The 22,280-nt window shown below is 61.2% G+C and carries 19 protein-coding genes; 9 read left to right on the top strand and 10 right to left on the bottom strand.

Annotated features, from left to right (window positions below; all coding sequences use genetic code 11):
* Positions 1-33 precede the first annotated feature (33 nt).
* On the top strand, positions 34-1,623 hold the full coding sequence (locus ABI_RS10235) for an alpha-N-arabinofuranosidase (RefSeq protein ID WP_006272867.1): 1,590 nt from the start codon (positions 34-36) through the stop codon (positions 1,621-1,623).
* Positions 1,624-1,721: 98 nt separating this feature from the next.
* Here ABI_RS10235 and ABI_RS10230 read toward each other — a convergent pair whose 3' ends face one another.
* Complete coding sequence (locus ABI_RS10230; RefSeq protein ID WP_006272866.1) at positions 1,722-2,615, bottom strand: LysR family transcriptional regulator; 894 nt, start codon at positions 2,613-2,615, stop codon at positions 1,722-1,724.
* Between the two features lie 94 nt (positions 2,616-2,709).
* Here ABI_RS10230 and ABI_RS10225 point away from each other — a divergent pair, with 94 nt between their 5' ends.
* The 6 genes from ABI_RS10225 (at position 2,710) to ABI_RS10200 (ending at position 6,196) form a co-directional block, all read left to right on the top strand.
* On the top strand, positions 2,710-3,576 hold the full coding sequence (locus tag ABI_RS10225; protein ID WP_006272865.1) for a pirin family protein: 867 nt from the start codon (positions 2,710-2,712) through the stop codon (positions 3,574-3,576).
* Positions 3,577-3,628: 52 nt separating this feature from the next.
* Positions 3,629-4,228, top strand: coding sequence for an NAD(P)H:quinone oxidoreductase (wrbA, locus tag ABI_RS10220; protein WP_006272864.1), 600 nt, complete (start codon positions 3,629-3,631; stop codon positions 4,226-4,228).
* Between the two features lie 86 nt (positions 4,229-4,314).
* Positions 4,315-4,722 carry a DoxX family protein gene (locus tag ABI_RS10215; RefSeq protein ID WP_006272863.1) on the top strand — a complete coding sequence of 136 codons (408 nt, stop codon included), beginning with the start codon at positions 4,315-4,317 and terminating at the stop codon, positions 4,720-4,722.
* Between the two features lie 92 nt (positions 4,723-4,814).
* A complete protein-coding gene (locus tag ABI_RS10210; RefSeq protein WP_006272862.1) occupies positions 4,815-5,204 on the top strand; it encodes an OsmC family protein in 390 nt (129 codons plus the stop codon).
* A 5-nt stretch (positions 5,205-5,209) separates the two neighbouring features.
* Positions 5,210-5,557, top strand: coding sequence for a hypothetical protein (locus tag ABI_RS10205; protein WP_040309128.1), 348 nt, complete (start codon positions 5,210-5,212; stop codon positions 5,555-5,557).
* Between the two features lie 114 nt (positions 5,558-5,671).
* Entirely contained in the window at positions 5,672-6,196 is a 525-nt protein-coding gene (locus ABI_RS10200; RefSeq protein ID WP_006272860.1) for a response regulator, read from the top strand.
* A gap of 124 nt (positions 6,197-6,320) precedes the next feature.
* On the opposite strand, the gene ABI_RS10195 is transcribed toward ABI_RS10200, so the two are convergent.
* The 7 genes from ABI_RS10195 to ABI_RS10165 all read right to left on the bottom strand — a co-directional run bounded on the left by ABI_RS10195 (position 6,321) and on the right by ABI_RS10165 (position 18,391).
* A complete protein-coding gene (locus ABI_RS10195; RefSeq protein WP_245531320.1) occupies positions 6,321-7,832 on the bottom strand; it encodes a glycoside hydrolase family 30 protein in 1,512 nt (503 codons plus the stop codon).
* A gap of 19 nt (positions 7,833-7,851) precedes the next feature.
* On the bottom strand, positions 7,852-9,375 hold the full coding sequence (locus ABI_RS10190; RefSeq protein ID WP_006272858.1) for a tryptophan halogenase family protein: 1,524 nt from the start codon (positions 9,373-9,375) through the stop codon (positions 7,852-7,854).
* Positions 9,359-11,266, bottom strand: coding sequence for a glycoside hydrolase family 3 protein (locus ABI_RS10185; protein WP_006272857.1), 1,908 nt, complete (start codon positions 11,264-11,266; stop codon positions 9,359-9,361). The genes ABI_RS10190 and ABI_RS10185 overlap by 17 nt, the downstream gene beginning before the upstream one ends.
* 283 nt (positions 11,267-11,549) lie before the next feature.
* Entirely contained in the window at positions 11,550-14,459 is a 2,910-nt protein-coding gene (locus ABI_RS10180; protein WP_006272856.1) for a TonB-dependent receptor, read from the bottom strand.
* 439 nt (positions 14,460-14,898) lie between these two features.
* Entirely contained in the window at positions 14,899-15,969 is a 1,071-nt protein-coding gene (locus tag ABI_RS10175; protein ID WP_006272855.1) for a LacI family DNA-binding transcriptional regulator, read from the bottom strand.
* A gap of 294 nt (positions 15,970-16,263) precedes the next feature.
* A complete protein-coding gene (locus ABI_RS10170) occupies positions 16,264-17,160 on the bottom strand; it encodes an oxidoreductase (RefSeq protein WP_083811449.1) in 897 nt (298 codons plus the stop codon).
* A gap of 142 nt (positions 17,161-17,302) precedes the next feature.
* Entirely contained in the window at positions 17,303-18,391 is a 1,089-nt protein-coding gene (locus tag ABI_RS10165; RefSeq protein WP_006272853.1) for an alkene reductase, read from the bottom strand.
* A gap of 303 nt (positions 18,392-18,694) precedes the next feature.
* On the opposite strand from ABI_RS10165, the gene ABI_RS10160 reads away from it, so the two are divergent.
* Together ABI_RS10160 and ABI_RS10155 are read left to right on the top strand one after the other, a co-directional pair.
* A complete protein-coding gene (locus ABI_RS10160; protein ID WP_157138770.1) occupies positions 18,695-19,237 on the top strand; it encodes an RNA polymerase sigma factor in 543 nt (180 codons plus the stop codon).
* A 384-nt stretch (positions 19,238-19,621) separates the two neighbouring features.
* The gene (locus ABI_RS10155) at positions 19,622-20,206 is read left to right on the top strand and encodes a DUF6968 family protein (protein WP_006272852.1); all 585 of its coding nucleotides are present in this window, start codon (positions 19,622-19,624) and stop codon (positions 20,204-20,206) included.
* A 42-nt stretch (positions 20,207-20,248) separates the two neighbouring features.
* Here ABI_RS10155 and ABI_RS10150 read toward each other — a convergent pair whose 3' ends face one another.
* Positions 20,249-21,250, bottom strand: a complete 1,002-nt coding sequence (locus ABI_RS10150) for an ATP-binding protein (protein ID WP_157138769.1) — start codon at positions 21,248-21,250, stop codon at positions 20,249-20,251.
* Positions 21,133-21,888, bottom strand: coding sequence for a response regulator (locus ABI_RS10145; protein ID WP_157138768.1), 756 nt, complete (start codon positions 21,886-21,888; stop codon positions 21,133-21,135). Before ABI_RS10145 ends, ABI_RS10150 begins: the two co-directional genes overlap by 118 nt.
* Positions 21,889-22,280 lie beyond the last annotated feature (392 nt).

Genomic DNA, 22,280 nt, shown 5'->3' with positions numbered 1-22,280 from the left:
CCACTGACGGCGGGGAGGTATAAGAGGAGTTGGATGATGAAAACCTATCTTGCCGGGGCGATCGCCGCCCTCTTTCTGGCCGCCACACCCGTACTGGCCGGCACCCCTGTGACCGTCGACACCACCAAGCCCGGACCGCAGATCAGCCGCCACATCTTTGGCCAGTTCGCCGAGCACCTGGGCACCGGCATCTATGACGGCATCTGGGTCGGAGAAGACTCGCCCATCCCCAATACCCGCGGCATCCGCAACGACGTCGTCGCCGCGCTAAAAGAGATCAAGGTCCCAAATATCCGCTGGCCCGGCGGCTGCTATGCCGACGACTACCATTGGCACAACGGCATCGGCCCAAAGGACAAGCGTCCGTCGACGGTCAACTACCTGTGGGGCCGCGTGGCGGAATCCAACCATTTCGGCACCCACGAATTCATGGACTTCATCGACCAGATCGATTCCGAAGCCTACATGTCGGGCAATGTCGGTTCCGGCACGGTGCAGGAAATGTCCGACTGGCTGGAATATATGACGGCCGATCCCGCCATATCGTCCGTGGCCCGCGAGCGCGTCGCCAACGGCCATCCTGCCCCGTTCAAGGTGCCCTTCTTCGGCGTCGGCAACGAAAGCTGGGGCTGCGGCGGCTCGATGACGCCGGAGCATTATGCCAATGTCTACAAGACCTACGCCACCTTTGCTCGCAACTACGACAACGCCCAGCAATTGCCGAACGGCGATTATGACCCGAACGGCATGAAGCGCATCGCCTCGGGCGCCAATGTCGATGACTACAAGTGGACCGAGGTCATGATGGAGGCCTCGACCAAGCAGATCTTCTCGTGGTCGATCGACGGCCTGTCGCTGCACTACTATTCCGGCTTCGACCAGTGGCCGCCGCACTATTCCGCCCAGGACTTCGACGAACCGGCCTACACCCACGTCATCCGCTCGGCCTATAAGATGGAAGAGCTGGTCAGCAAACACTCGGCCATCATGGACAAATACGACCCGCAGAAGAAGGTCGCCCTTGTCGTCGACGAATGGGGCACCTGGCACACGCCGGCGCCGGGGTCGCACCCGCGCTTCCTGCATCAGCAGAACTCCCAGCGCGACGCCATCGTGGCGGCCGTGACCATCAACATCTTCACGCGTCATGCCGAAAGGGTGCGCATGGCCAATGTCGCCCAGATGATCAATGTGCTCCAGGCCATGATTCTGACCCAGGGCGACAAGATGGTGGTCACTCCGACCTACCATGTCTTCAAGCTGTATGTGCCGTTCCAGGATGCCACCTTCCTGCCGGTGACGGCCGATGCCGGGACGTTTACGATAGACGGGATCACCCTGCCCCGCCTGGATGTCGCCGCGGCGAAAGGCAAGGACGGCAAGATCTATGTCTCGCTGACCAATGTCGATCCGAAGGCTCCGGTGGAGGTTGATCTGAATGCCCTGGGCTTTTCGGCCAAGACCGCACGCGGTGAGACCCTGTATGCGCCGGAGATCGACAGCATCAACACCTTCGACAAACCTGACACGGTCAAGCCACGCCCGATCGCGGCCAAGGCCTCAGGCGGCAAGCTGAGCCTGAAGCTGGCACCAGAGTCGGTCACGGTGGTGGTGTTGGAGTAGAAAGATTGCAGGAGGCACGGCCTCCTGCACCTCGAAACCGCGATAGGTAACTTTGTCCCAGTATCGGGGTGCAGGGGTCCGCGACCCCTGCAATCTTTCTACACCTGCCCGGTGAACCGGTCGATCAGCCACTGGGTCGCCGGTCCGGGCGGGGTTTGCGACAGCCACACCGCCTGTAGCGGATAGACGGCGTCCTTCCAGTCGGGCAGATCCAGTTCGACCAGCCGACCGGCTTCCAGGTCGCCACGCACCATCGGATCGGGCATCGAACCCCAGCCCACGCCGGCCAGCAGCAGGGCGTGCTTGGCGCCCAGATCGGCCAGCCGCCAGGTCTTGGTGGCGATGACGCCGAAATCCCGGCCCTTGGTCAGCGGCGAGCGGTCGGTAAGCACCAACTGAATATGTTCACGCGCATCGCCCGGCGCATGCCGCCCGGCCCGCGCCAGGGGGTGAAACGGCGCCGCCACAGGGACCAGGCGAACATAGCCGATCTGGCTGCGCTCCATGCCTTCGGCCGAGACGTTCAGCGGCCCGCTGATCCCAACCCGCGCCGTCCCATCCAGCACCAGTTGTGAAATCGCCCCCAGCGCCTCGACATGCAGCCGCAGCAAGACCGTCGGAAACGCCGCCTGAAAGGCCTGCAGGGCATCGATCAGCCGCGCCGTCGGCAGCATGACGTCGACGGCAATCGACACCTCTGCCTCCTGGCCCTCGCGCAGCGACACGGCCCGCGCCTTCAGCTTGTCCATGCCGTGCAGGATCGACCGCGCGAACGACAACAACGCCCGGCCGGCCTCGGTCAGTTCCGGCTTCTTGGTGCCAATGCGCTCGAAAAGGGTCAGGCCCAGTTGGAATTCCATGGTGTCGATGGCGTAGCTGATCGCCGACGTCGCTCGGTTCAACCGTCTCGCCGCCGCGGCGAAGCTGCCGGTTTCGACCACGCAGACCAGGACTTGAAGCTGATCGAGACTGGGGGTGCCGATCTGAGACATATCGAATTTCCTGAAAAGTTTGTTCAATATTATGCGGATTTTCAGAACACATCAACCGGCATATAAACGCTCCATCGAATGAAGGAGAGACGATATGTCCACCTTGACAGCCACCAGGACCCGCGCCGTTGCGACCATCCACGACGCTTTCCGCACCCTGGAAGGCGACGGGTTCGAAGTCCGCCGCGCCATCCCTTCGCGCCGCTACGAAGCCATCGGCCCTTTCATCTTCCTGGATCAGTTCGGCCCGATCGACGTCCAACCCGGTGAAGCCAAGGGCGCCTCGGCCCATCCCCATGCCGGCATCGAAACCCTGACCCTGATGCTGGAAGGCCGCATGCAGCACAAGGATTCCCTGGGCAATATCAGCGCCATGGGTCCCGGCGAAGTCCAGTGGATGCGCGCCGGCCGCGGCATCATCCACGATGAATCGCCCGACGACGTCATGCGCCGCGATGGCGGCCATCAACACGGCATCCAGTTGTGGATCAACATGCCGAAGGGCGAAAAGCACGTCGAGCCGGCCTATCGCCACGTCAAACGCGACGAGATCCCCCTGATCCCGTCTTTGAACGGCACGGTCCGTCTAATCGCCGGCACGGTCGGTGCCCTAACCGGTCCTGTCGAAACCTCGGGCCATCCCTTCGTCGTCCATGCCTCGCTGACGAGCGGCGGCGCCCTGAACCTCGATGCCCACGCACCGCGTGAACTGGCGCTGTATGTGATGATCGGCGAAGCCCGTCTCGACGGCCACACCGTCACTGCGGGCCAGTTAGCCCGCCTGGCGCCCGGAGACACGGTCGAACTGACCGCCGCGCCCGACACCGAACTGTTGCTGGTCGGCGGCGATCTGCTGGATGCCCCGATCGTTCGCCATGGCCCGTTCGTCATGAACACCATCGCCGAACTGGAGCAGGCCGTCCGCGACTACCACGCCGGCCGCATGGGCCAAATCCAATAGCTTTCTTACGACTTAACTCTCAGCCTCCTCGAACCCAATAAGGACAATCGTCATGACCAAGGTTCTCGTTCTCTACTATTCCTCCTACGGCCACATCGAAACCATGGCCAAGGCCGTTGCCGAAGGCGTCCGTGAAGCGGGCGCCGAGGCCGTCATCAGGCGCGTACCGGAAACCGTGCCGGAAGACGTCGCCAAGGGCGCCTACTATAAGCTGGACCAGGAAGCGCCGATTGCCACGATCGAAGAACTGGCCGACTACGACGCAATCATCGTCGGCACCGGCACCCGCTTCGGGCGTATGACCTCGCAAATGGCGGCCTTCCTCGACAGGGCCGGCGGCCTGTGGGCGCGCGGCGCACTAAACGGCAAGGTCGGCGCCGCCTTCACCTCGACGGCGACGCAACACGGCGGTCAGGAAACCACCCTGTTCTCGATCATCACCAACCTGCTGCATTTCGGCATGGTGATCGTTGGCCTTGACTACGGCTTCCAGGGCCAGATGAAGCTCGACGAAGTCACCGGCGGGTCGCCCTATGGCGCGACCACCATCACCGGCGGCGACGGCTCGCGCCAACCGTCGGAGAACGAACTGGCCGGCGCCCGCTATCAAGGCCGCAAGGTCGCCGAAGCCGCGATCAAGCTCAGCAAGTAACCCAACGTCTATACCCGTCCTCTAAGCCGCCGAAGCCTCTTCGGCGGCGACGGGATCCCTTTGCCCAAATTCTGAGGATATCTGTTATGTCCAAAGCGCAATCCTACCTGCCCGCCCTTGGCCGCCTGCTATTGGCCGCCATTTTTGTTCTGTCCGGTTTTTCCAAACTGACCGCCCCTGAAGGCACCATTGGCTACATCGCCGCGGCCGGTCTGCCCTTCCCCGAAGCCGCCTACGCCGTTGCCGTAGCGGTGGAACTGGTCGGCGGCCTGCTGCTGATCATCGGCTTCCAGACCCGCTGGGTCGCCGCTGCCTTGGCTGGCTTTACGGTCGCCGCCGCCATGGGTTTCCACGCCAATTTCGCCGACCAGAACCAGATGATCCACTTCATGAAGAACATCGCCATCGTCGGCGGTCTCCTGCAAGTGGTGGCCTTTGGCGCCGGCGCCTTCAGTCTGGACAACCGCCGTTCCAAGGTCGCTGCCCTTGCCTGACGATAAAAGCTCTCCTGATACCGTCGGGAGAGCTTTTTCTTCGCCCGCATCCGTGGTTTGTAAGCAGCTCACGACTCGCAAAGGACTCCGTCATGGCCCGCGCCACAGCCCATATCGGCACCGAAGCCTACGCTACCCAGATCGAAACCGCCGGCCGCACGCTGATCGCCGACGAGCCCGAAGGCAATGGGGGCAAGAACGCCGGCCTGGCGCCCTATGACCTGCTGCTGTCGTCCCTGTCGGCCTGCACGGCGATTACCCTGCGCATGTATGCCGACCGCAAACAGTGGCCAATGGAATCGGCTGAAGTGGCGCTGCACTTCTACCGCGACGACACCGGCAAGGAATTTATCGACCGCACGCTTTTGCTGAGCGGACCGCTCGATAAGGACCAGATCGCCCGCCTGCTGGATGTTTCCGAACGCACGCCGGTGACCAAGACCCTCAAACAGGGCCTGACCATCAAGACCAGCCTGGCGTGACCATCATGTCGTTTCCGGAAAGCCAGCTCTGGGACCTGATAAATGACGGCCGGGATCGCATGTCGTTGGAGCAACGCCGCCTCTGGGATGCAATCTGCGTTCCACCGCAAGAATGGACACTGGCCACTTTTGGTTCGTTCTGGGTTGTCGCGATGATCGGCTCCTACGTCATCTATTACAATCACTTAGAAGACGGATTTGCTCGCTCGCATTGGAACCAGCTTGGGGTGATTGACCGATATGGCTCTGAACAATCGGAGCTGGAAGACGAAGTGCAGCGGCAGATTAGCCGGATCGCGATTGGTTACGACCCCGGCCCGCACAGTGGACCGCCGATCGCAGGAGAATATTAGGGCAACTCGGATACCACTCGTTATGCGTTAACCGCCGTAACTTTAAACCCTTATTAACGCTCCAAGGTACATCCTGCGCGTGTAACAACGTTCGCTTACGTGCCCGGGGGTGGTATGGTCGGACTTCAAAACTGTAAAATCCTGATCGTCGATTCCAATGCCCATATGCGGCAGATCCTGGAAACGGTCCTCCGCGGGTTCGGCGCCAAACGCATCTTCTCAGCGACCTCCGCAGAAGAAGCGGACATCGCCATGGAGCGGTCCGAGTACGATTTCATCCTGCTCGACTATGTGCTGGAAGGCGGCGACGGCCTGGCCATAACCCGGCGGGTGCGGGCGAAAGAGCACCATCCCAACCGCTTTTCGCCGATCATCATCATCTCGGGCTCGACCGAAAGGAAGCGCATCGAGGCCGCCCGCGACGCCGGCATCAACGAAGTCTGCGTCAAGCCGGTGGTCCCAAAAGAATTGTTCCGCAAGCTTGTCGCCGTTGCCGACTATCCACGCTGCTTTGTGCTGGCGCTGAACTACAAGGGCCCCGACCGTCGCCGTCGCTCGGCCGACACCTACACCGGCGAAGAACGCCGCGCCGACCGCAAGGCCGCACAGCGCTCGGCCATGCAGTCGTTGGACGTCTAAAATCCCGACGCCTATAGCCGGTGGTCCATGTGCTGTGCCGCTTCTTCGCGCCTTCGCATGAAACCTCTTCGACAAAAGTATGTCTCACACGACGACGCGAAGGCGCGAAGGGTGTTGCCGCTATCTACGGCTTCCAGGTAAAGGTCGCCGCTGCGCCGGCCGGCAGGGTGTACCCCATGCCCGAACCCGACGAGACCACCGAAAACGCTGTCGCCGTCGTGTTCGCATTCAGCACCACCAAGGCAAGCGTCCCATCCGTGTTCTTGAACGCCACCGTTTCCAGCCCGCCAGAACTGTTCGAGGAAATGCGAACGGCTCCGGGCTTGATGAACTTGCTGACATGGCCCAGGGCATAATATTCCAGATTTCTCGTAACGTTTCCGGTCGCCGAATTGATCGTCACCACGCCGCGGCAATCACCACAGCCGCCCAGGTGCGGGCCGTAGGTCTCATCCAGCGCCAGGTTCCACAGCAACACGCCCTTGGCCCAGTGCCGCGTCGAACCGATGATCAGGTTCTTCATCTGCCAGCCGAAATTGGGCCCGAAGTCCGCCGCCCAGGCACCGCCCGAACACTCCGTGAAATACGCGTCCTTGGTCGGATAGGCGTCATGCACCGTCGATTGCGCCGACACATCGCCGCCGTAACAGTGCCAGGCGACGCCGGCGACGTAAGGATTGGCGACCGGATCGGCCAGAACCGCCGATGGTGATGACGCCAGATCCCAGTTATGATCATGGTCGAGGATCTTCACGTCCAGACCGGCGGAGGCCAGTTTCGGTCCCAAATGCCCGCCAATAAAGGCCGCCCGCGACGCCGCGGTGACATTCATGCCGGGATAGTTGTCCGGCTCGAAATGCGGCTCATTCTGCAGGGTCAGCATTTTGATCGGCACGCCTTCCGTCCCCATCTCCTGGACGTAGCGCACGAGATAATCGGCAAACGGACCGTACGCAGTCGGGTTCAGTGAGCCCTTGATTAGGCTGTCGGACGACTTCATCCAGCCCGGCGCGCTCCACGGCGAGGCCATGACGGTCATATGGTCGTTCAGCGCCAGGGCCTGCTTCATCGCCGGAATGACATCGGTCTTCGCTGGCGCCAAAGAGAAATGCGCCAGCGTCGGGTCGGTCGCCCCCGCCGGCATGTCGTCATAGGTGTAGTGGGTCTGCGAAAAATCCGACGCCCCTATGGTCAGGCGCATAAAGCTGAGGTCCAGCCCGTCCTTACCGAACAACTCGGTCATCAGGGCATCGCGCTGGGCGGGCGACATACGGTTGCGGATCAGATAGGCCGAGGCATCGGTCATCGAGGCGCCAAACCCGACCATGGTCTGGTAGGTCTGGGCGGCATCCACCGTGATCACGACACCAGAAGCCGTGGTCAGGTTGAACGGGCTGTCGCTCTGTTTGGCCAGAAGCTTCGCCTGATCGGCATTGGTCTGCCAAACCTGGGCTGAGACGGCGGACGGGATCAGACTCCCTGCACTTGAAGAACTGGAAGAACTCGACGACGAGGACGACGTACCGCCCCCTCCTCCCCCGCCCGCGCTGGCGCCACCGCACGCCGCCAGCCCAGCCGACAAGGCCACCACCATTGCCGCCGTTACGCACAGCCATCTCTTCGTTCCCGTCCGCATAGTCCCTCTCCTTTGTTTTTTATGGCATTTCCGCCGCGCAGTAGGCCGCGACAAACTGGTCGTGCGTCGGCATGGCGGCGACGCACTTGGCCACCACGCCGGAAATATTGTTCAGATAGGCAATGATGGTCTCTTCCGGGTAGTTGTCGACGATCGGGTCGTACCCTCTCGGCATCAACCCCTGGCCCATCAGGACCTGGATCCAGCTGTCTTCCGCGAACAGCTCTTCATTCTCCTTGAACACCCGGCCGGAGGCGGCAAAGCCATCCAGCTTTCGCGCCAGCGTGTCGGGAACCGCCATGTCCCGACAGTAGCGCCACATCTCACTGTCATCGCGTGACGTCAGCTTGTAATGGGCGATGACGAAGTCACGGATCCGTTCAATTTCGAAATCGGCCTGGGCGTTGTACTCCGCCGCCGTCGCCGGATCGAAGTCCTTGTCCGGAAACAGGTTCAGCAGCCGCAGCACGGTCGTCTGAATGAGATGGATGCTGGTCGATTCCAGCGGCTCGATGAAGCCCCCGCTCAAGCCCACGGCGAGCACATTCTTTTCCCACAGCTTCTTGCGCTTGCCGGTTTCGAACCGGATCGGGCGCGGATCGGCCAGGGCCTTTCCGTCAAGATTGTCCATCAACACCCGGGCGGCTTCATCATCGCTGGTAAACCGGCTGGAATAAACGTGGCCGTTGCCGATGCGATGCTGCAACGGAATGCGCCACTGCCATCCCGCCGTGCGCGCCGTCGACCGGGTATAGGGCGTCGTCGGTGTGACGCTGGCGCACGGCACCGCCAGGGCACGATCGCAGGGCAGCCACTGGCTCCAGCTCTCGTAGCCAACGCCCAGGGCGCCGCCGATCAACAGGCTGCGAAAGCCGGAGCAATCGATGAAGAAGTCACCGCCGACCACCTGGCCGTCCTTGAGCGCGACCGACTTGACATGACCGTTCTCCGCTTTCAGACGCACATCGACAATCGTGCCTTCGACGCGCTTCACGCCCAGGGGCTCAGCGATCCGGCGCAGATACTGCGCCATCAGACCGGCATCGAAGTGGTAAGCGTAGCCAATATCGTTAAGCGGCGTCTTGCGATCATCGCCGTTGCGTTTGTTGAAACGGTTGTGACGGCAGGCCGTCGGGTTGATGGCGTAATCGTCGAACCGTGGCGACACCTTGCCACTGTTGCGCATCTTGAGCCAGTACTGGTGCGGCCGCATCCAGCCCAGGTCCTGACCGATCTTGCCGAAGCCATGGATATAGCTTTCGCCCAACCGCTCCCAGTCGACAAACTCGATCCCCAGCTTGAACGTACCCTGGGTGAATTTCAGAAAATCGGCTTCGTTGATACCGAGCAGCGACATATACTTCTTGATAGCGGGAATCGTCGCCTCACCGACCCCGACCGTGCTGATATCGTCGGACTCGATCAGCGTGACGGTAGGCGGTTTCGGCGCCTTGGCGACGATCAGCTTGGCCAGCATGGCGGCCGCCATCCAGCCGGCTGTGCCACCGCCGACGATGACGATGTTTTCAATGGGATTGGGCATGAGGGCATCCTGGAGTTTCAATGAACTCCAGTGTGGTGACGGTTGCTTGATTCGTATAGCTCAGGCCGTAACCTGCCGGAAAAAGTGTGCGACCTTCGCACGGCGCGCCCGGCCAGGCAAAGGGCAGCACGCCCTTGAAATCCTTCTGCCCGAACAGGACATCGGTGACGCCCTTGCCTTCGGTACCCGGCAACCAGGCCGCAACAAACGCGTCCGAGGCGTTGATCAGGTCATTGGCATAGACGGTCCGGCCGGACTCGAACACGGTGACCACGGGTTTCCCCTTACCGGACACAGCGTTCAACGCGGCAATGTCCTCAGGGTAGCGGTCGCTATGGGCCAGGCTCTGGTCGGGCTTGATGTCACCCTTGCCCTCGGCATAGGGCGTCTCGCCGATCACGGCGACCACGACGTCAAACTGGCTGACATCGACATCGGCGCCGGCGGCGCTGTAGGTTACAGTGCCGCCGGTATTGGTGGCCTTGATGGCGGTCAGCAAGCTGTCCCCCACGGGATAGTCGGCATTGCTCGTCTCCGTCCCCTGCCAGGTGATACTCCAACCGCCTGACTGATTGGCCATGTTGTTGGCGCTCTTGCCGACGACCAAAATCTTTGCACCGGCCTTTAGCGGCAGGCCCCCCTCGTTTTTCAGCAGGACCAGCGTCTCCGCCACCGCCCGCCGCGCCAGGTCACGCGCCTGCAAAGCCTGGGGCTTGCCTGCGTAAGGGCTGGCTGAGGGCTTGGCGCCGAACAACCCGGCGCGCATCTTGACCCGCAGGATGCGGGTGACCGCGTCATCGATGCGGGACATAGGGATGTCGCCGATTTCAACGTCGGCAACAGTGTTGTCGATGAACGCCTTCCAATCGAACGGCACCATGATCATGTCGACACCGGCGTTGATCGCCTGGGGGCAGCGGTCCTTGGTGCACCCAGGGATCTGCTCGATGGCGTTCCAGTCGGAGATGACGAAACCGTCAAAACCCATCTTGCCCTTCAGGACGTCATTCACCAGGTAGCCGTTGCCGTGCATCTTCCCGTAAGCCTTGCCTGTCCCGGTATCGGTCCAACTGCTGTAAGAGACCATGACCGTCTGCACACCGGCTTCGAGCGCGCCAAAATAGCCCTGGGCGTGGACATTGATCAGTTCGGCCTCGCTAGCCGGCGTAATCCCCTGGTCGATACCCTGGGCCGTGCCTCCGTCACCGATATAGTGCTTGGCGGTGGCGACGATATTTCCGGGACCTTGGAAATTACCCTGCATGCCGTCGACATAGGCCCGGGCATAGTCGTGGATCAGTTGCGGGTCAGACGAAAAGCCTTCGTAGGTGCGGCCCCAGCGGCCGTCCTCGACCACGGCCAGGGTCGGCGCGAAAGCCCAGTTGACGCCGGTGGCGCGAACCGCCTTGCCCGTCGCGGCGGCGATATCACCGATCAGCTCCGGATCGCGGGCGGCGCCCAGGCCGATATTGTGGGGAAACAGGGTGGCGCCGACGACATTGGAATGGCCATGGACAGCATCCGTGCCCCACAGCAGCGGGATCTTGGCCTGGGCATGGAAGCTGTCGGCCATGGCGACCCAGTCTTTGGCCGTGGCGTACTTGTCCATGTTCGGCCACGAGCCGCCGCCGTTCAGCACCGAGCCGAACTGATAGGTCCTGATGTCCTGGGGCGTGACCGTCTTGATCTCGACCTGGGTCATCTGGGCGACCTTGTCCCGAAGGCTCATGCCGGCGACCATTTTGGCGATCTTGGCTTCCGTGGCGGCGTCCTGAGGGATGGCCGAGGTGATATGCGGCCAATCGGTCAGGGGTTCTTTCGCCAAGGCCGGAGTTGATGCGAAAAGAATGGATACCAGGGCGATACGGGCGACTGTGGACAACAGGGACATGGGGAAATCCGGTATTCTAGCGTTGGGATCGCGGAAAAACCTCCTCCCCTGCTTGCGGGGGAGGTGGATCATGGCGAAGCCATGAGACGGAAGGGGCCCTCCTCCCCACATGTGGGGAGGTGCCGGCGAAGCCGGCGGAGGGGTATACTGACGGCAATGCCCCTCCCACCGCTTCGCGGTCCTTTCGCTGCGCTCACCCCGTAAACGGGGCGGGAGAGTCTTCAACTGCGTCACGAAAATGAAAAGTAGCGGCCGGGCAACCCTGCCCGGCCGCCGGGAAGGCTCACTGGAAGCGGTAGCTGAAGCCAAACAGGATGGTCTGGCCGTACTCCTCGTAGTTCTCGGGGAAAGAAGTACCGTCGCTGGTCCGGTTCTCGGAGACCTTCAACTGGGTCTGGTAGTTGGAGTTGGTCAGGTTGTAGCCCTGAACCATCCAGGTCAGGCCCTTAAGGGGCCCATCCTGCATCTCGTAGCTGATCTGACCGTCGACCTGGTCGTCCGCCAAAATACGGGTCGCCCCGCGGTTGGCGAACAGCTGATAGGTTTCGCCCAGGAACTCTGACCGCCAGCGATAGTTCAGGCGGGCCGAGAAGCCGGCCTTTTCATAATAGACCGTGGCGCTGACGATATCGCCCGAGAAGCCCGGCAACTTGGCCGGATCGGTCGGATCGCCCGCCCGGATATTGGTCCACCCGCGTGAAAAACTGCCAATGGCGCCAAAACCATCCAGGGCATCCCAGATCAGGCTGCCGTCAATGGCGCCAGACAGCTCCAGGCCGCTGACATTGCCGCCGAAGCCGTTGATCGGCTGCGAGAAGCTGCCGATCGTGGCCGGCGCGCCGTTGGGATAGGGATAGCTGTCCGGAACGGGCTGGCCCAAGGCTTCCAACTGTGCCTTGCTCAGCCACGCGATCGGCGTCACATTGCTCGAATTGGCCCAACCCGAGAAGTCGAACCCGTCGACCGTCTGGCCGCGGATATAGGTCCGCAGCACCTTCTGGAAGGTGGCGACGCCGATATAGCTGGTCTTGTTGAAGTAGCGCTCATACGACAGGTCAACGCCATCGGCGATCCACGGCTTGAGGTTCGGATTGCCGCCGCCCCCGCTCCAGTGCTGACCGATCTGGCTGACTCCGGCATTGCGGCTGGCGCGCAGATCGTCCATGCGCGGACGGGCCATGGCGCGGTTGGCGCCAAAACGCAGTACCGAGTCGTCGTCCAGGTCCAGGATCAGGTTCAGGCTGGGCAGGAAGTCGCCATACGATGTGCTTTGCGACACCCACTGGCCGATGGCTGGCCGGTTGGGGTCGCCATAGGGCCCCGACGGCGTCACGATCTCGTTGCCGTAGGAGGTCTGGGTGGCGTGGACATATTGCAGGCCCAGATTACCGCGAAGGCCATGGCCGTTGATCGCGCTGTCGATACTCAGCTTGCCGAACAGGGTGACGAGTTGCTCGTCGACCTGCCAGTACTTGTTGAGATTGTCCTCGTTGCGGATCGGACGCTTGTCGTAATACGTGTCCAGGATGTCCGGCAGGTAGTAGGAAAGGACGCTGCCGAACCCGGCCCAACTAATGTCGGTGGCTTCCTGCAGATCGCCGTCGGCAACGCGCACGCGCGTGCCATGGCAGTCGAAGGTCGCCTGGTTCCAGCCCTTCAGGCACAGATCGAACTCTTCGACGCCGCGGGTCTTGATGCGGTGCGAATAGTCGAGGCCCAGTTCCAGCCCCTTGAAGCCGCCCCATTCGATATCGCGGGCGCCGCTGAAACGCGCCGTCGTCAACTGGTCGGTGACCTTGGGATTGCGCTGGGTGCCGTCGTGTGACCACCCGCCCCACGGTGCGGCATCGCCGAGATAGACATGGTCGGCATCGGCATAATCGAAGCTCGGATCCAGTTGCGGGAAACCGCCGAATGGAATGGTCTCCACAATCGTGTCGGGCGTGCGCGTCAAAGGCGTCGGCGAGGTGCCATAACCGGCATAGGTTTCGTTGATGCTTTCCTTGCGCACCGAGCGCGAATAGCCAAAGTCCAGCACCGAGCGCCACGCACCGATGTTGAACCGGTTGTTGGAGCCGAACGAGAACATCTCGTCGCGGCGGGTATTGTTGTCGTTACGAACGATCGGCACGACGCCGGCGACCGTCTGGCCTGTGGCGATGCGCGAACCGCCAATCTCCTCAATGGTCGCATTGCTGATATGGATGTCGTCGGTCCACTGGGTCTGGTACCACTGGGCGCCGTGCGACACTTCGTTCTGGTCGAAGACCGAATAGTAGAAGTCGTTGACCGAGCGGAAATTGTCGCCCGGCTTGAAGTCCAACACGGCCATGAAGCCGTCGCGGACCTGTTCGCGCGACGTCGCCCAGGCTTCGACGCCATGCAGGCCCATGACGTCGCCATTGCCCGCGCCGTAACGCGGCTGACCGGTGATCGAGTCATTGCCCTGGCGGTCCCACCACCAGCTCTTGGAGTGCTGGAGCTGCGACGGGTCCTCGAGGTGGGCATAGGACAGGGCCACACCCAGCTTTCCGTCCATGAACTGGTCGATATAGGCGACGGAGAGGCGGTTGCCATTGGCCGAAAAGCCTGGATTGACCTCGCCATTGGTGTTGACCGAACCGCGCAGATTGACCGAGATCACCCGCTTCTTATGGTCCAGCGGGCGGATGGTGTTTAGCACAACCGTACCCGACAGGCCCTGGCCGGTGATGGCGGCATCCGGCGTTTTGTAGACGATAGCCGACGAGACCATTTCCGACGGATACTGGTCGAATTCGGCGGCGCGGTTGTCGCCCGACGACACCTGCAAGCGGCCATTCAGAAGAGTCGTCGAAAAGTCCGGCGACAGGCCGCGGATGGAGATGGTCTGCGACCGGCCGCCGACCCGTTGCGCTGCCAGGCCTGGCAGACGCGCCAGGGATTCGGCGATCGAGGCATCAGGCAACTTGCCGATGTCCTCGGCCGAGACGGCTTCGACGATAGAGGTGCTGCGCTTCTTGAGGGTCAAGGAATCCTGCAAGCCCTTGCGCAGGCCGGTAACGACGACGGCGTCATCCTGAGGCGCCTCGCCTTCGGTTGGTGTGACCTCGGCAGCCGCTTCGCCGGCAGCCATCAGCAGCGCGCCGGCGGCGACCGACAGAGCCAGATACGCCAAACGACCGCGCCGCGCGCGGCGTTGTTCATTCTTCATTGTTGTCCTCCCTGGAACCCAGTTTTGGGCCTGTTCTGTTGCTTCACTCTTCGTCAAAATGGAAGCGCTTCCAATTTAAGCCAAAGAATGCGTCCGGCGTCAACCGCAAAAAATTCGGTGGTTGCGGTAACATTGACTCGGAGGCGGGAGGTGAGCCATTTTTGGCACAAATCCGGCGGGGTTCGAGAAGGTGGAAAAGCAGGAAAAGGGTTGTCCACAGATAAGCCAGACAAGCCAGATGGACATCGCAAACCCAGCCACAACAGGAACTTCATCATTCATCGACGAGCGAAGCTCGTCATGGCTTTCACACCCAAAATGGCGCCGCCGGTGATGCCACGCGCTGTCCATCTGGCTTGTCTGGCTTATCTGTGGACAACCCTTTCACGGGCGAAGACGTCGAACTCCGCTCTCGCAAAAAACTCACCTTCGATCGAACCTATGAGCGCGCTTTCATCAGGCTCTTCAGCGGGCTGACGGCCGATTCACGCAGCACCAGGGTGTGCGGCACCACATACGACACGGGCTTCACGTTTCCCTGCATGCGCTCTCCGGAAATCCGTTCGAACAGGATCTCTGCGGCCTTCCGGCCCATGACTTTCAACGGCTGGTGCACGGTCGTCAGGGGCGGCCAGATGATCTCCGACACCGGCGTATCGTCGAAACCAACGATGGAGATATCCTGCGGCAAGGCCAATCCCGCTTTATGCGCCGCGAACAAGGCCCCGACCGCCATGTCGTCATTGGCGCAGACCAGGGCCGTGAACCCCTCCCCGCACAGCAGTTGATTCGCCATGTCAGTGCCAGACTTGAAGGTGAAGTTGCCACGCGCCGTTGGCATGTCGGACGCTTCCAATCCGGCTTCGCGCAACGCGCGGACGAAGCCGAAATAACGATCTTCAGCCGAGATATGACCTTCCAGCCCTTTGATGAAGGCGAACTTGCGATGCCCCAACGAGATCAGATGGCGGGTAATCTCATAGCCGGCGGCTTCGTCGTCGATGCCGACGGCGGGGACCAGCTTCTGCGCATCATGGCCGGCCGACACCGCCACAACCGGGAAATTCAGATCGGTAATCGCCTGCAGCAGCCCGATGTCATCGGCAAAAGGCGGCGTCAAGATCAGGCCCTCGTAGCGTTTGGACGACACCAGTTCGAGGATCATCTCGTTCTTGCGCAGCGAATGCTGGTTGACGGCATGCATGCTGAGTTGGAAGCCGGCCTTGGAACAGGCGCGTAGCGCTCCCAGTTCGAGACCGGCGTAATAGAAGGAGTTCGGTTCGGATTCGAGGTCGGAGGAATAAAGCAGCCCGACGGTATGCGACTTGCCACCGGCCAGGAAGCGCGCCTGCATATTGACCTTGAACTGCAGCTTGTCGACGGCGGCCAGGACGGCCTTGCGCGCCTTCTCGGAGACATTGGGGCCGCCATTGAGCACGCGTGACACAGTGACCCGGGCTACGCCGGCCAGCGCCGCTACATCGTCGATCGTCGGTTTCCCGGTGTTCACGTCATCCCCGCCATATAACCGGTAGTATCAGGCCCTGAAACTGACACAGCTTGAAAGCGCTTTCAAGATTTCATCCCGGCGACGTAGTCGAAGCTATCAAAAAACTCCCTCTCCCCACTTCAGGCTATCGGATTCACAAGTCAGATTGTGTTCCGCCTAACGTTTCCATTTGAACACAACCCGCGCGAATCCTGTTTTAAATCGAGAAAGTCGTGTCGGTGAGACCTTCGCAGGCCTCCCAAAGCCGGGTGGCGGCCTCAATGTCATTTGCCTGAACGGCAACCCTGGCTTTTCCTATCCGCTTGCCGCGCGCTTCAAGCAGGCCTTGCGGCCCATAATATCCGCCCCCACAACTGTGTCGGCAATTGACGCGTATAGGGTTGGCAGGGCGCCCGCTGCATCCGTATTGAGCACCGCCCCGATGACGGGACCGAGAGCGTCGCGCACAACTTTTTCCATGCCGCTATAGTCGCCGGTCCGAAACAGATTCGTGCTCGCCACACCAGGATGTACCGCGACAGACAAGACCTTGGACCCTGCCGCACGCAGCCGGCGATCCAGTTCAAAGGCGAACATGAGATCGGCCAGCTTCGATTGCGCATAGGATCCCATGGCGGAATAGGCTTTCTCGGATTGCAGGTCGTCGAAATCGATCCGGCCACGTTTGTGCGCAATAGACGCGACGATCACAACGCGTGCCCGGTTCGAAGGCTGGGGGGCCGTGACGTGACCAGAGGTTTCGCGTGCTGGCCGTTCGAGCGCAGGCATCAACAGGGCCGTCAAGGCAAAGTGGCCAAGCACATTGGTGCCGAACTGCAATTCAAAGCCGTCCTCGGTTTCGAGCCGTTTCGGCGGGGCCATGACACCGGCGTTGTTGATCAGGCAATGCAGGGGTTGGCCCTGTGACAGAACAGTATCAGCGAAGCTTCGGACAGATGCGAGAGACGCCAAATCGAGGCGGGCCACGGCAACGGCAGCGTTTGCGCAATTGCGACGTATTGCGTCAGCCGCCGCATTACCCTTGGCTACATCGCGACAGGCCAGGGTGACCTGTGCTCCATGTGCGGCCAGAACCATGGCCGCCTGGTATCCAATGCCACTGTTTGCACCGGTTACGATGACATGTCTGCCGTCCAATGACGGAATGTCTGCCGTCGTCCATTCCCCTATCGCGGCCGTCCTCGCTACCATGATCTTTCCCTGGCGTTCCACTTGCCGTTAGCAAAGCGCGTTTACACGGAATCAAATCCAAAAACGCGCGGAGCGTATAAACGATCTAAAAATTAAAGCGGGTTGTCGTCTGTCAAACATTTCCGTCTGAACACAACCCGTTCTATGCGGGCGTAGTGGCTTCAACCGGGTAGTCGGTGTAGCCCTTTGGTCCCGGCGTGTAGAAGGTGTCCATATCGGCCGCATTCAAGGCCGCGCCATCCTGCCAGCGCTGAACCAGATCCGGATTGGCGAGCAGAGGGCGCCCCACCGCAATGAGATCTCCATTTCCAGCCGTGAGATCGCTCTCGGCCCCGGCGGCATCATAGCCACCCGAAAGGATGAGTGTCCGCGTGAAAGATTTTCGGAACACCGCCTTGATAGACGCCGGAACCGTGGGCGCACCCATGGACGAATGATCAACCAGATGAAGATAGACGAGGCCCGACACATTGAGCTGTTCGACAATATAGGCGTAGTCGGCCGCCTGCTCTGGATAGTCCGGCATATCATTGAAGACGCCAAAGGGCGAAAGGCGGACGCCGACGCGATCCTTGCCGATCGCCGCTACGGTTGCCGTAACGACATCCATCAGGAAACGCGCGCGGTTCTCAAGGCTCCCGCCATAGTTATCTGTACGCTGGTTCGAGGTGGGGCGAATAAATTGCTCGATGAGATACCCGTTGGCGCCGTGCAGTTCGATGCCGTCGAATCCAGCGGTCATCGCATTTTGCGCCGCCTGCACATACTCAGAAATCGCGGCCTTGATATCACTTTCGCTCATGGGCTCGGGTGTTGGCAGAGATTTCATTTGCTCTGTATCGGTCCACATTTCACCCACTGCCGCAATGGCAGAAGGTCCAATAGCCCGCGCACCTGCGGGAAGGTTCAAGGCGTGGCTGACCCGGCCTGTATGCATCAGCTGAACGAATATCTTGCCCCCCTCTGCGTGGACAGCGTCAGTAACCTTTTTCCATCCAGCCAGTTGCGCATGATCAAAGATACCGGGGATACGGGCATAGCCAAGACCATTGGGCGACGGAGAGGTGCCTTCGGTGACAATCAGCCCCGCCGATGCGCGTTGGGCATAGTAGGTTGCCATCAGGTCATTGGGGATGTTGCCGATCGCACGGCTGCGCGTCATCGGCGCCATGACGATGCGGTTTTGCAGGCTCAGTGGGCCAAGCGTGGTCTTTGAAAAAAGTAAGGACATTGGAGACTCCCAAGGGTGACAAAAAGCAGGCATCTGGCTCGGCGCGTTCGAAGCACACGACCTGCCAAAAAACACAGTCTCACACTGACCGTTACGGCTACATGGTGTTGCGCCGCGCCAATCGCTACCCTCAAACGCGCTAAAGCCGGCAATAATGCGCATAAATGCAAAGCTCGAATAGATGACGCCGTATTGAAAATTTACGCTGAATGAGAAACCGTCTCCAATTAGCGGAGAGTATTTTCAAATGTTCGAATATAAATCAAACTTTCAAAATACAATTTTAAATTCTTACGAGGAAAATTGTACTTCAGAACCGGAAATTTTACTGGAAAAATATCTTTTGGGGATCAATTGGCATTCCGGATGCTGTGCAAGCGGCTGGGACCAGGACTCTTCACATTATTGGCTCGGATGACCCGAAGCCAGGACGTTGCCAAGGACCTGCTTGAGGACGTCTTTGTAGGCATATGGCGAAAAGCTTGCCTCTTCGACCGGCGCGCCCAAGATGCCAGGGTCTGGCTTTTTTCAATAGCCAGACGCCGGGCGATCGAATGGTTGCGAAAATCGACCCAGGAGGGTGCAGGCCCAGCCCCGAACGAAAAAGTCCTGGCGACGGAGTGCAACGACGAAAGCGATTGGGTATTACCAGGGACCAGCTCAAAAATCCGCCGGTGCCTTGAAGGCATGAAGCCGGACATAAAAAATGCCCTTACCTTGTGTTTTTCGTCAGGACTGTCGCACGGCGAATTGGCGGTCGAACTGGGCGTGCCTCTTGAAATTGCCCAAAATCGGATCCGGACCGGGCTGGCAGAACTACGCCGGGTGGTTTGTGTATCCCATTGACGGTGACCCACATAAATCGCGTCGGGACAGCCGGCGGTGTCAGCTTCGCCAGTACGGGACTTATACCAACCCGCGATGACCTTGACTCATCGCGGGTTGGCAAGCGCGCCAGAGAACGTTCTTGCGCGCCCGAGTTTTTGCGAGGAGCCATGGGGGGCGCCTAGTCCGGCGCTTGAGCTGAATAAAAGCGAATACCAAGCGTCATTCTTTATGAGGCTTGGTATTATGTAAGTGGCTCGCCTTTCGGAGTCCGCTTGCAACATCGTCAAAACATGTGCAGTTATACCAACGCCAGCAGTCTGCTGACGTGCAAATTGAAGCCTGCACAATATGTGTCAACCTCTTTCCAGGTTGGCATTCGATAGCGCAACCCATGGATCCACCATGTCCGAACCGGATATCCAGGACGCCGTCCTTATCCGCCGCTTCGACCTGAAACCCGGCGGCCACGTTGACATTTTCGTCTGGAAGCCTGAGCCCCATGGCAGAAACGACGCCCGTTGCCCCTATCGTATCGTCGGCATAGGTGCAGAAAAACTATACCATGGTTACGGAGTCGATCCCGTCCAGGCCATGAGCCTCACACTCCAGGCCATATCCACCAAGCTCTACACCTCCGAAGCCTACCGCAGCGGCAACCTGACCTGGCTTGGCAGCCGCGACCTTGGCCTTCCGCTGCAGCCGGGCGAACTGCCCGACACCGACGACTACGAAAAAGCCGCCCTGCTCAGCACGGCTGGTGGCTCCACCGTTGTCGCTATGCCCGGACAACGCTTTCCGTACGTCGCCTTTCCCGCAGACCGCCTACACGGTCTGATCCGCCAGTTAGACGCGCTGTCAACGGCCGATACCACCTCAAAAAAGACGCTCAAGCGCATCATGACCGCTTTGGGCAATGAACTACGCTACTATGAAGCCGTCTGCCATCGGGCCGGTTTCGATGTTGCGCAGGCCCTGGCAGAAGGCTGAAAACTAACAATCGACACGGCGGTCACGACGTCCTCCTCCCGCCTATGCTCGGTTCGGAATCATGATGGTCGCCTCAAACCCGACCGCGCTTCGGTTAAACGCCAGCCGCCAGCCGTGCAGCCGGACGATCTGATCGACCATGGCCAGGCCCAGCCCCGTGCCCGGCATATGGGCGGCGTCGGGCTGCCGCGCAGCATCGCCACGCACAAACGGCTTGAGAAACAACTCGGTGTCTTCCTCAGCGAAGCCCTCGCCCTGATCGATGACGCTGATCACCAAGGCCTCGCCCTCGCGCCGCCACGCCAGGCGCACCGGCGCGCGGCCATAGCGCAGGGCATTTTCGACCAGATTGCCCAGCGCCCGGCGCAGCGCCACCGGCCGCGCCAAAAAGGTCACGTCTAGCGGCGGCATTTCCGCCTGAACACCGGCGTCAGCATGGTCGGCCCGCAAGGTTGCGAACACCCCCGCCAGCGCCACCGTCTCGACGGGTTCAGCATCGAAACCGCGGGCAAATTGCAGGAAACGTGACAGGACGGTCTCGATGGTATCGACCTGCCGGATCGTGCTCTCGCGAAGGTCGCGATCATCAATGTCGGCCATCTCCAGGCCCAGACGCAATTTCGTCAGGGGTGAGCGCAGGTCGTGCGAAATGCCGGCCAGGACCAGGGCGCGATTGGCCTCTATGCCGCGCAGCCGTTCGGTCATGGCGTTGAAACTGCGGCTCAGGCCGGCGATCTCGTCCAGGCCGTCCTCACGTAGAGGCTCGGGGCTGGCGCTGAGATTGAGCCGGTCAGCGGCTGCCCGCAGTTCGGTCAATGGTCTAAGCAACTGCCGGCTCAGCCAGTAGGCCGCCAGCGACGCCAGGGCGACGGCAATGAAGCCCAAGGTGATGAGCAGGCCACTGGGGGAATAGACCGACTTGGGCTTCAAACCGATCCAGTAGGGCTCGCCGGCCATATAGACCTGGACCCACAGCCGGCGCCCGCCATCGGTGCGCCAGTCAAGGTGGGGCTGTCGACGCAGACGGTCGGCCAGGGCGCGCATGAAGGCCCGCACCGCAGCCGCACCACCTGCACATCGACCGCGCGATCGGTGATCTCGGCGTCGCGGCCCAGGGCCAGGTCGATGATCTGGGCGCGCGATAACGGCCGGCCGGCATGGCTGACCAGGGTCTTGAGCAACATGAATTCGCGCGTCGACAACTCCACGGCTGCGCCGTCACGCGTCAGCCGCATCCGCGCCATATCCAGTTCGTACGGCCCGAAAACCACCTGACCCTGCCCGGCACCGCCCAACTGCGGCACGAAGCTCTGACGGCGCCGTACCGCCTCGATTCGCGCCAGCAGCTCACGCGGCAGGAAGGGCTTGGCCAGGTAGTCGTCGGCGCCCATTTCCAGCCCCAGCACGCGATCGACGGGATCGCCGCGCGCCGTCAGCATGATAATCGGGATCATCTGACCTTCGCCGCGCAACTTGCGGCACACCGCCAGCCCATCCTCGCCCGGCATCATCAGGTCGAGCACCAGCAGATCAAAGCTTTCGCGCGCCAGCAGGCGATACAGGGCCGACGCGTCCGGCACGGCACGGACCTGATGGTGGTTTTCGCTGAGGTAGCGCTGCAGCAGGGCGCGCATCTCCGCGTCGTCATCCAGCACCAGCAGTCGGCCTTTGGTTTCGGTCATCATTGTCCTCTCAACGCGACTATAACGCCCGCCGCGCCGCCCGCCGCAAGCAAGTTGTTACAAGCGGTTACAGCCACCGCCCCGCGTAACCGCCCGTCACACTCGCACACCCCGGCGACATCACCGCGTAACAGGCTTTGAGCCAGGATAGGGCATCAGTTCGCGTATCCCCCCCTCCCCCAAACCTAAATCAAACCCACATCAAGGATGACCAACATGAAGACCCTGACCACCACCCTGCTGAGTGCCGCGATCCTGTCGCTCACCCTGACCACGGTCGCCCAGGCGGCCGAAGGACGTGTCCGCGCTCGCGGCGCCAACGGCGCCGTCGCCGCCGGCAGCCACAACGGCAACAGCTACGCCCGGGCGCGCGGCACCCGCACCAACGCCGA

It is taken from the genome of Asticcacaulis biprosthecium C19 (assembly GCF_000204015.1).
Taxonomy (GTDB): Bacteria; Pseudomonadota; Alphaproteobacteria; order Caulobacterales; family Caulobacteraceae; genus Asticcacaulis; species Asticcacaulis biprosthecius.
This window is presented reverse-complemented; position numbering and strand designations above follow the sequence as displayed.

Bases quoted from the DNA above. Each gene is read 5' to 3' on its own strand.
- ABI_RS10235 (WP_006272867.1), top strand. From the start codon at position 34: ATGATGAAAACCTATCTTGCCGGGGCGATCGCCGCCCTCTTTCTGGCC.
- ABI_RS10230 (WP_006272866.1), bottom strand. From the start codon at position 2,615: ATGTCTCAGATCGGCACCCCCAGTCTCGATCAGCTTCAAGTCCTGGTC.
- ABI_RS10225 (WP_006272865.1), top strand. From the start codon at position 2,710: ATGTCCACCTTGACAGCCACCAGGACCCGCGCCGTTGCGACCATCCAC.
- wrbA (WP_006272864.1), top strand. From the start codon at position 3,629: ATGACCAAGGTTCTCGTTCTCTACTATTCCTCCTACGGCCACATCGAA.
- ABI_RS10215 (WP_006272863.1), top strand. From the start codon at position 4,315: ATGTCCAAAGCGCAATCCTACCTGCCCGCCCTTGGCCGCCTGCTATTG.
- ABI_RS10210 (WP_006272862.1), top strand. From the start codon at position 4,815: ATGGCCCGCGCCACAGCCCATATCGGCACCGAAGCCTACGCTACCCAG.
- ABI_RS10205 (WP_040309128.1), top strand. From the start codon at position 5,210: ATGTCGTTTCCGGAAAGCCAGCTCTGGGACCTGATAAATGACGGCCGG.
- ABI_RS10200 (WP_006272860.1), top strand. From the start codon at position 5,672: ATGGTCGGACTTCAAAACTGTAAAATCCTGATCGTCGATTCCAATGCC.
- ABI_RS10195 (WP_245531320.1), bottom strand. From the start codon at position 7,832: ATGCGGACGGGAACGAAGAGATGGCTGTGCGTAACGGCGGCAATGGTG.
- ABI_RS10190 (WP_006272858.1), bottom strand. From the start codon at position 9,375: ATGCCCAATCCCATTGAAAACATCGTCATCGTCGGCGGTGGCACAGCC.
- ABI_RS10185 (WP_006272857.1), bottom strand. From the start codon at position 11,266: ATGTCCCTGTTGTCCACAGTCGCCCGTATCGCCCTGGTATCCATTCTT.
- ABI_RS10180 (WP_006272856.1), bottom strand. From the start codon at position 14,459: ATGAAGAATGAACAACGCCGCGCGCGGCGCGGTCGTTTGGCGTATCTG.
- ABI_RS10170 (WP_083811449.1), bottom strand. From the start codon at position 17,160: ATGGTAGCGAGGACGGCCGCGATAGGGGAATGGACGACGGCAGACATT.
- ABI_RS10165 (WP_006272853.1), bottom strand. From the start codon at position 18,391: ATGTCCTTACTTTTTTCAAAGACCACGCTTGGCCCACTGAGCCTGCAA.
- ABI_RS10155 (WP_006272852.1), top strand. From the start codon at position 19,622: ATGTCCGAACCGGATATCCAGGACGCCGTCCTTATCCGCCGCTTCGAC.
- ABI_RS10150 (WP_157138769.1), bottom strand. From the start codon at position 21,250: ATGCGCGCCCTGGCCGACCGTCTGCGTCGACAGCCCCACCTTGACTGG.
- ABI_RS10145 (WP_157138768.1), bottom strand. From the start codon at position 21,888: ATGACCGAAACCAAAGGCCGACTGCTGGTGCTGGATGACGACGCGGAG.